Genomic DNA, 14,979 nt, shown 5'->3' on the forward strand with positions numbered 1-14,979 from the left:
CGTTTTGCTTATTTGAAACCCGTTACCAAAAGGTGAGAATACCTGCCTAGACGTGCCTATATAAGAAAAAGTTATCTCCAATAAGAAGATTCAGCACACTCAAACGGACAAAAGTGGGCATGAACTCACCGTTATTTCTGCCCAACTCGACTGCAAAAAACCTGCATATACCCTAGATTCTTTAAGTATGAGTCCAAGAAAAATTGGAGTGACTGAAGTAGCACTCCGCGACGCGCATCAGAGTTTATTCGCAACGCGCATGGCCCTCGAAGACATGGTCGATGCCTGCGCCGATATTGATCAGGCAGGATTCTGGTCAGTTGAATGTTGGGGTGGTGCAACATTCGACGCCTGCATCCGCTTCCTCAATGAGGATCCGTGGAAGCGACTGCGCACCTTCCGCGAGCTCATGCCCAATTCTCGCCTGCAGATGCTACTGCGTGGCCAAAACCTCCTCGGCTATCGTCACTACGAAGATATGGTGGTCGATAAATTCGTCGAAAAGTCCAAGGAAAACGGCATGGATGTTTTCCGCGTTTTCGACGCCCTCAATGATCCTCGCAACCTCGAGCGCGCCATGAAGGCCGTGAAAAAGGTCGGTGGGCATGCTCAGGGTACGATTTGCTATACCGTATCCCCGCTGCACACCGTCGAGGGCTATATCGAGCAAGCCGGTCGACTGCTGGATATGGGTGCCGATTCAATCGCGCTCAAGGATATGGCTGCGCTGCTCAAGCCGCAACCAGCCTATGAGATTATTCGCGGCATCAAGGATAGGTACGGCGATGATACTCAGATCAACGTGCACTGCCACTCGACTACCGGCGTGACCCTTGTAACTTTGATGAAGGCCATTGAGGCTGGAGCAGATGTTGTTGACACCGCCATCTCCTCTCTCTCCCTGGGCCCTGGCCACAACCCCACCGAATCCCTCGTTGAAATGCTCGAAGGATCCGATTTCGAGACTGACCTCGACATGGATCGTCTAATCAATATCCGCGACCACTTCAAGAAGATTCGTCCGAAGTATAAGGAATTCGAGTCAAAGACTCTCGTCGATACCAATATCTTCCTCTCTCAAATCCCAGGCGGCATGCTGTCCAATATGGAATCTCAGCTCAATGCCCAGGGTGCCGGCGATCGCATCGACGAAGTGATGGCCGAAGTACCTCGCGTGCGCGAGGATGCTGGCTTCCCACCACTGGTGACCCCATCCTCTCAGATCGTGGGTACCCAGGCGGTCTTCAACGTACTCATGGGTCGGTATAAGGTCATGACCGCTGAGTTCGCAGACCTCATGCTTGGCTACTACGGTGAGTGCATTGGGGAGCGCAATCCCGAACTCATCGCTCAAGCGGAAAAGCAAACCAAAAAAGAAGCTATTACCTGCCGGCCAGCTGATCTACTCGAGCCAGAGTGGGATGAACTGCGCAGCCAGGCCGAAACGCTCGAAGGCTTCGACGGCACCGATGAGGACGTTCTCACCAATGCCCTCTTCCCAGGTGTTGCACCAGGATTCTTCAAATCTCGACCAGAAGGTCCAAAGAATGTGGGCAAGGATCCAAGTAAGTTGAAGAAGCGCGAGAACGAGCCTGTTCTGGAACCAATCACCTACCGAGTCACCATGGGCGGTCGCACAGAGACCGTTCGCGTTGAGCCAGCCGAATAAAAGGGAGAAAAAGACATGGCTGAATTAAAAACAATGGCCCAGCGCCTCGAAGAGCTCGCCGCTGAGCGGGAGCGCATCACCTTAGGTGGCGGCGCCGATAAACAAGACAAACAGCGCGCAAAGGGCAAGATGACTGCCCGTGAGCGTATCGATGCCCTGGTAGATAACGGCACCTTCCGTGAAACCGGAATGTTCTCAAAGCACCGTACAACTCACTTCGGAATGGATAAGGCAGTGGCACCCGCCGATGGTGTGGTCACTGGTTCCGCCGCAGTGCTGGGACGTCCGTTGCATATCGCTTCCCAGGACTTTACTGTTATGGGTGGTTCGGCCGGCGAAACCCAGTCGAATAAGGTGGCTGCAATGATGCAGGCATCGGCTACAACCGGCACACCATTCGTATTCATCAACGATTCCGGCGGAGCGCGTGTTCAAGAAGGCATCGATTCTCTCTCAGGTTACGGAAAGGTCTTCTACAACAACGTCCTGCTGTCCGGACTCGTGCCGCAGATCTCCATTATTGCAGGCCCGTGTGCTGGTGGTGCAGCTTATTCACCAGCACTTACGGACTTCATCATTCAGACGCGCCAGGCCAATATGTTCATTACTGGCCCAGGAGTTATCAAGTCCGTAACCGGCGAAGACGTGACCGCTGATCAGCTGGGTGGCGCCGATGCGCATATGGCAAAGGCTGGAAATATCCACTTTGTCGCTGACAACGATGAGCAAGCAATTCTCATCGCACAGAAGCTACTGAGCTTCTTGCCGCAAAATAACACCGAGGAACCACCTGTAGTGGACCCAGACGTGATCGTGGAACCAGATCCAGAGCTTCGCGATATCGTACCAGTTGACGGAAAGCGCAGCTACGATATCCGCGACGTGATCACCCGCATTGTTGACCATGCTGACTTCCTTGAGGTACAGGCCGGCTTTGCCCAGTCTATCGTCGTAGGTTTTGCGCGCATCGTTGGGCGTACCGTCGGAATTGTTGCCAACCAGCCGAATGTGATGTCCGGTGTCCTCGATATCAATTCCTCCGATAAGGGCGCGCAGTTTATCCGCTTCTGCAACGCTTTTAATATTCCGCTGTTGACATTGGTTGACGTTCCAGGCTTCATGCCTGGTGTCGCCCAGGAGCATGGTGGCATTATTCGCCACGGCGCTAAAATGCTCTACGCCTATTCATCAGCTTCGGTGCCGAAGATTACCGTTGAGCTTCGCAAGTCCTATGGTGGAGCTCACCTTGCCATGTGCTCGAAGGATCTCGGTGCTGACTGCGTCTTCGCATGGCCTACTGCAGAAATTGCCGTGATGGGAGCCGAAGGTGCGGTTAATGTGGTCTTCCGCAAGGAAATCGCTGAGGCCGATGACCCTGATGCAAAGCGCGAGGAGCTCATCACCCTCTACCGTGAAACCTTTGCAACACCATTTATGGCAGCTTCCCGCGGCCTCGTCGATGACATCATCGATCCTGCCGAAACACGGATGCAGATCGCGCACGCCTTAGAGGTCCTTGCCAATAAGCGTGTCGATCGTCCAACCAAGAAGCACGGCCTGATGCCGGTTTAATGCCGGCTGAGAAGGATTGTGAAAATGAGCGAGATGAATAGTCAAGAGTTGGCTAGCTTAGTTCAAGAGCTAACCAAGCGCCTCGACGTCGCCGAGGCCGAAATTGCTGAGCTGCGTAAGCGTTCCGATATCGCTATCCCCGAGGACGTCATCACCGCTATCGCGGCTGCTGTCAGCGCATTCTTAGGTAATAAGGGACGCATCAAAGCGGTCCGCTACTCCCGTCACCGGACCTGGGCTGCTCAAGGGCGTCAGGCCGTGCAACAGCACATGCCAGGGCCCAAATAAGGCTCTAGGAAGAGGAAAAAATGAAATTGAATGTGACCGTCAATGGCATTACTTATGCCGTTGAAGTCGAAGTTGAAGAAGAGAAGCGCACCCTGAGCCCCATCGTATTTGGTGGCTCCCAAGCTACGGCACACAACGAGCCGTCCAATGCTTCTGTTCAGGGTGTCTCCGCTAATGCCGTGGTGGCCCCTCTTGCCGGTAGCGTTTTCAAGGTTCTGGTTGAACCAGGCGACGAGATCGAGCAAGGGCAAGTTTTGCTCATCCTTGAGGCGATGAAGATGGAGACAGAGATCACCGCTCCGAATGCTGGCGTGGTCGGCGCTGTGCGCGTAGAAGTCGGAGATTCAGTCCAAGGTGGACAGCCGCTGGTCGAAATCAACTAGTCACCCCTGTTGAGGTAGTTGATACGAAAGTTAGGGAAGTTTCGTGGCATGATAGAAAATGCCGCGAAGCTTCCCTACTTCTTTAGCTTCACCTGTATCCATACCGCCCCGAAAAGAGATCTTTGTCACTATGCGCGCTTTCCGTTTCGTTCTAGCCTCGGCCCTAGCCCTGGGAATCCAGGGAGGCCTCACTGCCCCCGCTGGAGCTGCTGTGATCCCCACAGCCTCGGAGACCCTGCGGCAGGTGCAATCCGACTTAAAGGTTCACGGTCTTGAACTCCCTCCCATTGACCCTGTTATCGTTGCCGATATCGATCGCGCGGTGGACAATCTCAATAGGGAACTTAAACAGGCGGAATACGCGGCTCAAGATTTTCAAGCGGCGATGGATTCTCTCGGTAAGGGCATTCCCAAAAATTTGAATCCGCAAGCCCAACCGCAACCAGATTTTAAGCTAGGGGATGAGACCCTAAAACGCACGGGGGATGAGTTTCGCCCCATAGTCGATGGCCCTAATTACCATTGGCGCTCCGATCCTCTCTCAATGTTCCTGGCTTTAAAACCTCACCCAGTGCTCAACCGCATTAATAATTCATGGTTCGACCAGCCAGCAACACCCTTGGCTTCCTTATTTACAGAGCGCGAGGGCTTTTCCCTCTACGGGCCCTCCACTCCGGTATATATTGGCGAGAGTCAAATGTGCACGATTACCGCCAGTGGGGTCGATGAGAAGGGCCACCAGGTGGCGTTGACCGCAGGCCACTGTGGCAAGGTAGGTGACCAGGTAGTTAATGCCGACTCGTGGCGCGTAGGACGATCTGGGACCGTGGTGGCCCATGGTTCGAAGGGATTGGATTATTCAGTCATTGAGCTCGGCTCAAACGCCAAAATTACTCGTTCCTATAATGGCGTTACTGCCCAGCGTCTGGGCGGGCAACCTGGGCACTACGAGATGGTGTGTAAATCAGGTGTGGCAACCGGCACCACGTGCGGACGGGTATGGGTTTCTGATAGTAAAACCTCGATGAGTCAGGTATGTGCCACCGTAGGTGACTCTGGCGCCCCGGTGATCGCCGGCGGTGCTGTCGTGGGCTTGGTCTCCGGCGGAGTAGTTCCGCAATACCAACTCTCTTGCCACACCCCCATCCAAGGTCCATTCTTCCAGCCCACAATTACTACCAATATGGACGCGGTTCTCAATGACCTCAATGTCCGAGGCGGGGTCGGCCGAGGCTTCACACTACCTAATGCCTAGGTTAAAAAGGGAGCACATATTCTATGTGCTCCCTTTTTCTTATCAGCTATTATCAATCGCTCAATAACGCCTGAGCAGCTGCAACTGCCTCGCTATGCCCGGCGATCGACCATAGTACTCCACCTGCGTCGACGGTGACTCCAGTGCCACCGACTCCGTGGATCAAGGCAAGTCCAGGTAACCAATCCCATTCGTGCACGCTATGCTGCATCCACAACCCCAGGCCCCCCTCGGCGACAGTAGCAAGGTCGATTGAGGCTGCCCCGAGGATTCGTATAGTGGCTACCTCGGTTGCAACTTTCAACCATCTATCTCGCACCGCGTCATCTGCGAGATAGGTGGGGTGGATATAAGTTCCTAAACTGAGCTCGGGGAGCGGGTGAGGCCCAAGAGGAGATAATTCTTGTCCATCGCGTTTGGTCGGAATATCTTTACCGCCAATCCAGGTATATCCCATAGCGGGGCGATGAACCGCTCCGAAGTGGAGTCGATCGCCCTCCTTAAGGGCCAAGGCGGAGCAGAAATAATCACTATTGGAGGTGAAATTATAGGTACCATCAACAGGATCAATCACCCATGTTTTCCCGCTCGTCGATACGCGATTGCTCCCTTCCTCGCCGAGGATACCGTCGTCGGGACGCAAAATGCTCAGAGCGCCCGCGATAAAATCTTCAGCTGCGCGATCGGCTTGGGTGACCACATCGGTGATATTGCTTTTATATCCAATGCTTAGGCCCGTTTCTCGGATACGCCACGCGAGTCGCCCGGCGTTATAAACCAAGGCTTGAGCCAGAGTGGGATCGCTATCGGTGTCGTGACTCAAGCAAAAGGTTTTGGTGATGGCGGGAATCATCTCGGCCATATTCTTGTGATCCGTCATAAGTCCCATTGTGCCTTGTTTTGCTAGGCGCGTTAAACTATCTGCTTATGCACCCTGATATTGTCTCTCAACTGGCTCAGCTCGAGACCACCCTAACGACGATCGAAAAAGTGATGGATCTCGACGAGATGGCGGCTAGGGTGCGCGAACTGGAGCAGCAGGCCTCCGACCCGAGCTTGTGGGATGACGCGGAGGTGGCACAGCGGGTCACGTCCTCGCTATCGCATGTGCAAAGTCAGCTTAAAAAAATAGAATCTTTGCGCACTCGCCTCGAGGAATTCCCGGTGATGTATGAACTCATGGAAGAAGAGGGTGAGGATCTAGGAGCGCTCCAAGCAGATCTCGACTCGCTCGGTGAAGAAATAGCTTCGCTTGAGGTGAAGACCATGCTATCGGGGGAATATGACAAGCGCGAGGCACTGATCAATATCCGCTCGGGAGCCGGTGGTGTTGATGCTGCGGACTGGGCCGAGATGTTGATGCGTATGTATATCCGGTGGGCTGAAAAGAAGGATCATCGCGTGGATATATACGATATATCCTATGCCGAAGAAGCCGGTATCAAATCGGCGACTTTCGTCATCCACGGGGAGTATATGTATGGAACGCTCTCGGTCGAGCAAGGAGCACATCGTTTGGTGCGGATTTCCCCTTTCGATAATCAGGCCCGCCGCCAAACTTCTTTCGCCGAGGTAGAAGTTCTTCCCGTGGTGGAGACCACGGACCATATTGACATTCCTGACGCTGAGGTACGCGTGGATGTTTATCGCTCTTCAGGGCCTGGTGGGCAGTCCGTGAATACCACCGATTCTGCGGTGCGCCTGACCCACATCCCCACTGGCATCGTGGTGACCTGCCAGAATGAGAAATCCCAGATCCAAAATAAAGCCTCAGCTATGCGAGTACTTCAAGCCAAACTACTCGAGCTGAAACGTCAAGAAGAGCGCGATGAAATGAATGCTCTCGGCGCTGGTGGTAACGCCAGTTGGGGAAATCAGATGCGATCTTATGTGCTGCATCCCTATCAAATGGTCAAGGACCTGCGTAATAATTTTGAGGTCAACGACCCCTCGAAAGTTCTCGACGGCGATATTGATAAATTCCTCGAGGAGGGGATTCGGTGGCGAATGGCGGCCGAATAAGAGTCACATCAACCTCACTGGGCTACAAAAATAACAGGCCTTTCGGTAGGCTGAGCATGTGATCACATTCGATAACGTCACCAAATCCTATAAAACGTCCACGAGACCTGCGCTTGATCGGGTATCGGTGCATATCCACAAGGGAGATTTCGTCTTCCTGATCGGCCCCTCGGGATCCGGAAAATCAACCTTTTTAGAATTGATGATCCGCGAAACTAATGTGAGCTCGGGCTCCATCAAAATAGCTGATCTCGAGGTGAATAAGCTCAAGGGATCCCAGATCAACAAACTGCGCCAGAAGATCGGCTATGTCTTTCAAGATTTTAGGTTGCTCAAACAAAAAACCGTCTACGATAATGTCGCATTTGCCCTCGAGGTGATCGGTGCCAAGCCAGCAAAAATTCGCCAACTGGTACCTGAAACCTTGGAAATGGTGGGACTCGCAGCAAAATCGGACAGATTACCCGGAGAATTATCTGGCGGAGAACAACAGCGGGTCGCTATCGCCCGCGCCTTTGTCAACCGGCCCTTGGTCCTCCTTGCCGACGAGCCAACCGGCAACCTCGACCCCGATACGGCAGACGGGATTATGGTACTGCTCAATCAAATCAATCGGATGGGAACCACAGTGGTTATGTCCACCCACAATGCCAAAGCAGTCAACGATATGCGCCGGCGCGTCATCGAATTGCGGCTCGGCACACTAGTACGCGATGACGCCCATGGGGTCTATGGGGAAGCGCAGTAGGAGACGACAATGAAATTTGTACTACGAGAAGCCGTCCGCGGTCTTGGCCGCAATATTACGATGACCTTGGCGCTGATAATCACCACTGCTATTTCGCTAGCACTATTAGCCACAGGCTTTCTAGTAACCAATATGACTGAGCGCACAAAGGAGATTTATCTCGACCGTGTGGAAGTTATGGTGCAGTTCGATGATGAATTATCCGCAACCGATACCACCTGCAGTTCCCCCAACTGCCAGCAGGTACTTAAGAAACTGGAGAAATCCTCGGGGGTTGAGTCGGTGATTTTCCGATCCCGCGAGGAATCCTATAAGCGCTACGTGGAGCTATTTAAGGATTCGGATCCACTCCTTGTTGAGGAAACGAGCCCCGACGCGCTACCCGCAGCACTACATATACGCCTTGTCGATCCCCTTGACACCACTCCCTTGGACCCCGTTCGTGAGCTTCCTCAAGTTGCCGGTGTCATCGATCAGGTCGATGATCTGCGTGGAGCAACCGATAGCCTCGACGCGATTAGAAATGCAACCTTCCTCTTTGCGGGCATCCAAGCTCTCGCAGCCATATTCCTTATTGTAAATATGGTTCAAATCGCCGCCTTCAACCGCAGGGAGGAGATCTCGATTATGCGTATGGTGGGAGCATCGCGCTGGTACACCCAAGCGCCCTTTGTTCTCGAAGCGATCGTGGCCGTTATCTTCGGTGCTGTCCTTTCGGGGCTTGCGCTTATTTTGGGCAAAGTGTGGGTGGTCGATCGCACTTTGGCAGGGCTTTACGATGCCCAACTCATTGCCCGAGTCACGAGCGCCGATATCTGGGCTATTACGCCAATCGTGGGCCTTTTGGGTATCCTTTTTGCGGCCATTACGGCGCAAATTACCTTGCGTTGGTATGTGCGCAGTTAGCACTCATAACACGTTAGAATAGGTGAACTATGGCGAAAAAGAATAAGAAGAAGTCGCAGACCCAGCCCGTTATCGCTACCAATCGCAAGGCGCGGCACGATTACACCATCCTAGATACCTATGAGTGCGGCATTGTGCTCGTTGGTACCGAGGTGAAGTCGTTGCGGGAAGGTAAATGTTCTCTTCTTGATGCTTTTGCCACCATTGACGATGGAGAAGTGTGGCTGCGCAATCTTCACATCCCTGAATATTCTGCGGGTCATTGGACCAACCACACGCCCAGACGCACCCGAAAACTGCTCATGCATCGACGTGAAATAGACTCGTTGATGGGCAAAGTGCGTGATGGTAAGAAAACCCTTATCCCGCTCAGCATGTACTTCAAGGACGGTCGGCTCAAAGTAGAGCTGGGTCTAGCCCAAGGTAAGCAGGCCTACGACAAGCGCCAGGATATTAAGCGGCGCACCGAAGAGCGAGAGATCGTGCGCGATTTGGGCCGCCGAATCAAAGGGATTCAGGGTTAGCCGGCTAGCCTTTAGGGAACGGATCGGTTAACATTGACCCTACCCGCTAGTTATTATGCATCAATCCCAAGTAGCGGGCGACGGGGTCGATTTTGGTTTCGACTGCGTTCATTACGTCAGGGGAAGCGTGCCGGTGCAGGCTAGAGACCACCGTAAGCGTCGTAGCAACTTGATAAGCGCCGAGAATTCTCAGCGTGACTACGCCCTCGCTGCCTAATTAGAATAGCCAGCGACCTGCGTGTCTGTCGGACTGGAGTCGTCTCCGTTCCAGACCCCGGCATCGACTAGAGAGACTTGCTTATTCCCTTGGTTACAAGGGGTGAATAAGGACTTTCACTTGTAACTGCGGCTCATCATCCGGAATTGTTCGTCACAGCCGGAGAGTCAGAGAAAAGATCCTCGCGCGAACTGCGCACGGAGAAGCCCTGATACGGTGACGTAGGACCCGGGTTCGATTCCCGGCGGCTCCACCGGAGAAAAACCCAGTTACCTTGAGTAGCTGGGTTTTTTGCTGTTTAGCTGCGGTTATGGTCTCTTAGGGATTGTCCCAATCCGTCCCGATTCGTCCCAAAAATGGCCCTAAAATGGCTCTAAAATGGTCTTGGTGTCCCTCCATTAAAACAGCCGACTATTTTTCACATCAACCATGGCGCGAGCGCGGCGACTGGGTAACGATACACAAAACTTGGTATATACCCACTACCCAATATGCGGGGGAGGCAGTGTGGAACTAAATTGCTGACACCGTTACCCCCCGCCCAAATACAAGAGGTTGGTTAGCAAGAGGTGGGGAAGGCATACGCAACGAGTGAATGCGGACACCACCGTCGAACCGCACCAATCATGATGGCTTTTGAGGTGGAGGGGTGCCTGGAGCGCCCTGCAGCTTATCTGCTGGTCGAGGCGGTAGGACGAAAGATACGGGGGATAGAAAAAGGGGGCAAGGTGACTCGCGTGCGTACTTGCGGCAGATCCCGGCGGTACGAGACAGCGAACTAGTACCTGTTTAACATAGGACTGCCTTTGTTTGATAGGTAAGGATTTCCTAAAGTTTTGAAACTAAGCCAAACTTTAGTTAAACTCCTTTTGGCATACTTTCGCATGATTCTTAGGAGCTTTTTTTATGGCTATACATTTCCGCAAAGCAGCTGTGGCTGCGGCAGTATCAGCATCAATGTTGGTAGCGTCATGCTCATCAGCTGACGATGCCGCAGATGGTGCTGGTTCCGCTACCTCCGGAGTTGCCTCAGTTGCTCAGGGCGCCAACGAACAAGCTATGGGCACTCTCACCATCGAGGACAACAACGGCGAGCACACCCTGAGCCTGCCCTTCAAGCGGGTAGCAGTGACGGACAACCGCTCCTTTGAAATCCTTGACAACTGGGGCGTTCCCATCGTGGCCGCACCCCTAGGGCTCATTCCTAAACCGCTTCAAGGGAAGATTAATAAAGACACCGTTGAAGCCGACTTGAAGGTACACCGGGAGCCGGACCTAGAGGCCCTTGTGGTCGCAAGCCCTGATGTGGTCATCAACGGCCAGCGCTTCCAGCAGCATCAGGAAGCTATGCAGGGTCTAGTAGGGGATGTTCCGATTCTTGATTTCGAGCCTCGGGACGGCAAACCCTTCGATGAAGAACTCATTCGCCAAACCCTCGCGCTGGGGACTCTCTTCGGACACGAAGACGATGCCGCCAAGCTGGTTGATGACTTCAAAGCAGCCCTCAAGCGCGCAAAGGATGCTTATGACCCTGCCATGACCGTTATGGCTGCTAACACCTCCGGTGGAGAGATTGGCTATATAGCACCCGGTAAAGGCCGCTACTTCGGGCCAGTATTCGAGTGGTTAGGCCTAACCCCTGCGCTTCAGGTGGAAAATGCGACCGACGACCACCAGGGCGATGACATTTCTGTTGAAGCCATCGCGGAATCTAACCCCGATTGGATCTTCGTCATGGACCGTGACGCGGTGGTGGGTGCTGATGAGGGTGTTGCTCACGGCGAGAAGCTCATCCTTGAAAATGCCGCACTAAACAACGTAAAAGCTGTGAAGAACGGCCATATAGTAGTTGCCCCTGAGGATACCTACTACAACGAAAATATCATTACTTATACGGAGACTCTCAACGCTATTGCAGACGCTCTTGAAGCTGCACAGAAGTAAGTCACCTTTATAAGCTGCTAAGGCCGGATATGCCCACGTTGGCAGTTCCGGCCTTATTTTTATCCAACGGGATTTGAAGATAATGGATACAATAACCCGCCCCAAGCTTTTTGATATGAAGCTGCTTATTGGCCTAGTGGTCGTATTAGCTCTTTTGGTTCTCTCTCTTAGTACGGGGCAGTACGACATCTTAGGCAATGACGATGGTCGAGAAATGTTTATGACCACCCGCGTGCCTCGAACCGTAGCCCTAGTTCTCTCCGGAGCGGCAATGGCCATGGGGGGACTGGTCATGCAGCTTCTCACTCAAAATCGCTTTGTAGAACCTACCACCACTGGGACCACCGAATGGGCGGGGCTGGGGTTGTTGACTACATTCGCTTTCTTCCCCAATGCCAACGTTCTCACCCGCATGATGGTAGCGGTACTCTTTGCCTTCGTAGGCACCATGATTTTCTTTGCCTTTTTGCGCAAGGTGCAGCTGCGCTCCAGCCTCATCGTTCCCATTATTGGCATCATGCTGGGGGCGGTGGTGTCTGCGGTTTCTAGCTTCTTCGCCCTAACCATGCAGATGCTGCAGCAGCTTGGCATTTGGTTCATGGGATCTTTTACCTCAGTTTATAGTGGCCAGTACGAGGTTTTGTGGGTTGTCTTATTCGTGCTCATCGGAGTTTTCTACTACGCGGACCGGCTCACAGTGGTGGGGCTTGGTCAAGACGTCGCTACAAATGTGGGGATAGATTACAACCGCTTACTTCTGATCGGCACGGGCCTGATCGCGGTAGCCACCGGCGTAGTGACAGTAGTTGTAGGAGCCCTCCCTTTTATCGGGCTGATCGTCCCCAACGTTGTATCCCTCATCCGAGGTGACGATTTGCGTTCCAACTTGCCCTGGGTGTGCCTTCTGGGAATTGGCATTGTCACGCTCTGTGACCTGGTGGGTCGGACAATCATTGCGCCATTCGAAATGCCCGTTGCTGTTATCCTCGGACTGGTGGGCGCGGTTGTCTTTGTCATCTTGATCGTGAGGTCGACCCGTGCCAACTAAGCGATACTTAGTCGTCCTTATAATCGTGTGGGCATTGGCTTTATCGAGCGCCTTTGGTCTATTGGCCTACAACAACCCCATGCCCTTTGGCTCGGAGAAGTTTTGGCTCATTGCTAACCGACGTCTTGAGTCCGTTATTGCTATGGCCATAGTTGCAGTGTGTCAGGCTATGGCTACGGTGTCCTTCCAGACGGTGACCAATAACCGAATTCTCACCCCCTCAATAATGGGGTTCGAATCTCTTTACGTAACTATTCACACGGCGACTATTTTCTTCTTAGGCTCAGCCGGGCTCAACCAAGCTCGGACTATGTCTAATTTCCTCTTGCAAATGGCTGTGATGGTAGCACTGTGTTTACTGCTTTATAGCTGGCTATTGACCCGGAGTACCCACAATATGCACGCCATGCTCTTAGTTGGTGTGGTTATCGGAGGCGGCCTTGGTTCCCTCTCCGCCTTCATGCAGCGCATGTTAACTCCCAGTGAATTCGATGTTCTCACCGCGCGCCTCTTCGGTTCGGTTAGTAATGCTGAGACGGAATTTTACCCGGTGGCCATTCCTTTGGTTGTTGTAGCTACGGGAATGCTCTTTTTCAACGCGCGTCGCTTGAACGTCATATCCTTAGGCCCGGATATGGCCCGAAACTTAGGGGTAAATCATAAGGCAAACGCTATCTACACTCTAGTTCTGGTAGCAATTCTGATGGCGTGTACAACCGCATTGGTGGGGCCAATGACTTTCCTCGGTTTCCTGGTAGCAACGTTGGCGTATCAGGCCACAGATACCTATGATCATCGGCTCATCTATCCTATGGCCATTGGTATCAGCTTCCTAGTTTTGACCAGCGCTTATTTTATTTTGCGCCATATTTTCAATGCCCAGGGGGTAGTTTCCATCATCATCGAGTTGGTGGGTGGCTCCGTTTTCCTATTAGTAATCCTAAGAAGAGGTCGGCTGTGATTGAGCTAAAAGATGTTGTCAAAAGCTACGCGGGGGAAACCACTATTGGCCCCATCACCGCTAAAATTCCAGCGCACGGGATAACCGCCCTTATCGGCCCCAATGGAGCGGGAAAGTCCACGATCATGACAATGATCGGCAGGCTCTTAGACTGCGATGCTGGCCAGATCACCGTCGGTGGTTGTGACGTCCACACCACTAAGTCGAAAGATTTGGCGAAAATCCTTTCTGTCCTGCGTCAAGAAAACCACTTTGTCACCAAACTCACGGTGCGCCAACTAGTGGGCTTTGGGCGCTTTCCTTACTCCCAAGGTCGGCTAAACTCTGACGACGAAGAGATAATCACAAAATATATCGAGTTTTTTCACCTCAAGGATCTTCAAAATCGGTACCTGGATCAACTATCAGGCGGCCAGCGCCAGCGGGCCTATGTGGCAATGGTTTTGGCGCAGGAGACAGAGTATGTTCTGCTGGATGAACCCTTGAATAACCTGGATATTGCTCACTCTGTCGATATGATGCGCCACTTACACCGGGCTGCTAAATCTTTAGGGAGGACCATTATCGTTGTCCTGCATGATATAAACTTTGCCGCCCGCTACGCGGACTATGTGGTGGCCTGTAAGAGCGGAAAAATTGTTGCGTTTGGGTCAGTCGACGAGGTCATTAACAGTGATATTCTCAGTTCCATTTTCAATACTCAAGTTACTGTTATAGATGGGCCAGACGGGCGCTTGGCCTGTTATCACTAGACCACGAGTTCGAGGCATACGTGATTCCTGAACCACCCCGACATACGGCTGGTGAGGATAGTAATGAAGAGCCGGACTAACTGAGGTAGATCTTGTATGTTCATTCTTAGCGTCAGATCAGGTAGGAGACAAGGGTGTTTACCGGCACGAGCCGCCTGGTGTTGAATAAGTTGAACCTCGAAGCCGGAGAGGATCAGGTTTGCAACGGTCGATGAAGGAGAAGGTAAAAGGGGAGCCTCGGAGTGGTCAATGTGTGGGTTCAATAGTCTATAGTCCCTCTAAAAAACCAGGCCAATTAGTCCCCGTCGATGCGGTGGTATTCAATTTCCCAAAAGGGGCAAAAGGCCTGTACGAAATCGATTTATTACGGTGACAGACGACCAGATTTGCACCATAGTGCATCGTGTTCTAAAGTATCCACAGTCAGCGCGAGAGCCTAACTGAAGGAGCTTGGCGTAGATGAAAATAACTTTGACTCTGTCGATTTGACAAAATCGGAGGAAGTTATTAAGTTTAAGCGAGTCGCTTCAGCCAGTGGTTCCAATATCTCTTGGCGAGCGTACGTGTGTTGTTTGAGAACTCAATAGTGTGCCAATTGTTTTTTTGTTTTTTTTGATTGCAGTTGGGTTGTGTTGGTGAATGGTGTGGTGTTTTTGGTGGCCGGTGAGTGTGGCTTGCTTGGTTTTTGAC

General features: G+C 52.5%; 14 protein-coding genes and 1 other RNA gene. 14 read left to right on the forward strand and 1 reads right to left on the reverse strand.

Annotated features, from left to right (window positions below):
- Nucleotides 1–187 precede the first annotated feature (187 nt).
- The 5 genes from NXT00_RS03950 to NXT00_RS03970 all read left to right on the forward strand — a co-directional run bounded on the left by NXT00_RS03950 (nucleotide 188) and on the right by NXT00_RS03970 (nucleotide 5,167).
- On the forward strand, nucleotides 188–1,669 hold the full coding sequence (locus tag NXT00_RS03950; protein WP_259077132.1) for a methylmalonyl-CoA carboxytransferase subunit 5S: 1,482 nt from the start codon (nucleotides 188–190) through the stop codon (nucleotides 1,667–1,669).
- A gap of 15 nt (nucleotides 1,670–1,684) precedes the next feature.
- A complete protein-coding gene (locus tag NXT00_RS03955; protein ID WP_259077131.1) occupies nucleotides 1,685–3,241 on the forward strand; it encodes an acyl-CoA carboxylase subunit beta in 1,557 nt (518 codons plus the stop codon).
- A 24-nt stretch (nucleotides 3,242–3,265) separates the two neighbouring features.
- Complete coding sequence (locus NXT00_RS03960; RefSeq protein WP_259077130.1) at nucleotides 3,266–3,529, forward strand: hypothetical protein; 264 nt, start codon at nucleotides 3,266–3,268, stop codon at nucleotides 3,527–3,529.
- A gap of 20 nt (nucleotides 3,530–3,549) precedes the next feature.
- Nucleotides 3,550–3,912 (forward strand): biotin/lipoyl-containing protein, encoded by a 363-nt coding sequence (locus tag NXT00_RS03965; RefSeq protein ID WP_259077129.1) that lies wholly within the window; start codon nucleotides 3,550–3,552, stop codon nucleotides 3,910–3,912.
- Between the two features lie 130 nt (nucleotides 3,913–4,042).
- Complete coding sequence (locus tag NXT00_RS03970; protein ID WP_259077128.1) at nucleotides 4,043–5,167, forward strand: S1 family peptidase; 1,125 nt, start codon at nucleotides 4,043–4,045, stop codon at nucleotides 5,165–5,167.
- Nucleotides 5,168–5,219: 52 nt separating this feature from the next.
- Here the strand turns inward: NXT00_RS03970 and NXT00_RS03975 are convergent, their stop codons facing one another.
- Nucleotides 5,220–6,047, reverse strand: coding sequence for an inositol monophosphatase family protein (locus NXT00_RS03975; protein WP_259158161.1), 828 nt, complete (start codon nucleotides 6,045–6,047; stop codon nucleotides 5,220–5,222).
- 47 nt (nucleotides 6,048–6,094) lie between these two features.
- On the opposite strand from NXT00_RS03975, the gene prfB reads away from it, so the two are divergent.
- The 9 genes from prfB to NXT00_RS04020 all read left to right on the forward strand — a co-directional run bounded on the left by prfB (nucleotide 6,095) and on the right by NXT00_RS04020 (nucleotide 14,289).
- The gene (gene prfB / locus NXT00_RS03980; RefSeq protein WP_259077126.1) at nucleotides 6,095–7,189 is read left to right on the forward strand and encodes a peptide chain release factor 2; all 1,095 of its coding nucleotides are present in this window, start codon (nucleotides 6,095–6,097) and stop codon (nucleotides 7,187–7,189) included.
- Nucleotides 7,190–7,247: 58 nt separating this feature from the next.
- Nucleotides 7,248–7,937, forward strand: coding sequence for a cell division ATP-binding protein FtsE (gene ftsE, locus NXT00_RS03985; protein ID WP_259077125.1), 690 nt, complete (start codon nucleotides 7,248–7,250; stop codon nucleotides 7,935–7,937).
- A gap of 9 nt (nucleotides 7,938–7,946) precedes the next feature.
- Nucleotides 7,947–8,843, forward strand: a complete 897-nt coding sequence (ftsX, locus tag NXT00_RS03990; RefSeq protein WP_259077124.1) for a permease-like cell division protein FtsX — start codon at nucleotides 7,947–7,949, stop codon at nucleotides 8,841–8,843.
- 29 nt (nucleotides 8,844–8,872) lie between these two features.
- Nucleotides 8,873–9,367 (forward strand): SsrA-binding protein SmpB, encoded by a 495-nt coding sequence (gene smpB, locus NXT00_RS03995; RefSeq protein ID WP_259158163.1) that lies wholly within the window; start codon nucleotides 8,873–8,875, stop codon nucleotides 9,365–9,367.
- An 82-nt stretch (nucleotides 9,368–9,449) separates the two neighbouring features.
- Nucleotides 9,450–9,840: a transfer-messenger RNA gene (gene ssrA / locus NXT00_RS04000) on the forward strand.
- A 650-nt stretch (nucleotides 9,841–10,490) separates the two neighbouring features.
- The gene (locus NXT00_RS04005; RefSeq protein ID WP_259158164.1) at nucleotides 10,491–11,528 is read left to right on the forward strand and encodes a siderophore ABC transporter substrate-binding protein; all 1,038 of its coding nucleotides are present in this window, start codon (nucleotides 10,491–10,493) and stop codon (nucleotides 11,526–11,528) included.
- Nucleotides 11,529–11,610: 82 nt separating this feature from the next.
- The gene (locus NXT00_RS04010; protein ID WP_259077114.1) at nucleotides 11,611–12,576 is read left to right on the forward strand and encodes an ABC transporter permease; all 966 of its coding nucleotides are present in this window, start codon (nucleotides 11,611–11,613) and stop codon (nucleotides 12,574–12,576) included.
- Nucleotides 12,566–13,537 carry an iron chelate uptake ABC transporter family permease subunit gene (locus NXT00_RS04015; protein ID WP_259077113.1) on the forward strand — a complete coding sequence of 324 codons (972 nt, stop codon included), beginning with the start codon at nucleotides 12,566–12,568 and terminating at the stop codon, nucleotides 13,535–13,537. The genes NXT00_RS04010 and NXT00_RS04015 overlap by 11 nt, the downstream gene beginning before the upstream one ends.
- A complete protein-coding gene (locus NXT00_RS04020; protein WP_259158165.1) occupies nucleotides 13,534–14,289 on the forward strand; it encodes an ABC transporter ATP-binding protein in 756 nt (251 codons plus the stop codon). Before NXT00_RS04015 ends, NXT00_RS04020 begins: the two co-directional genes overlap by 4 nt.
- Nucleotides 14,290–14,979: the final 690 nt, after the last annotated feature.

It is taken from the genome of Corynebacterium sp. ES2715-CONJ3, from assembly GCF_024814365.1.
GTDB lineage: Bacteria > Actinomycetota > Actinomycetes > Mycobacteriales > Mycobacteriaceae > Corynebacterium.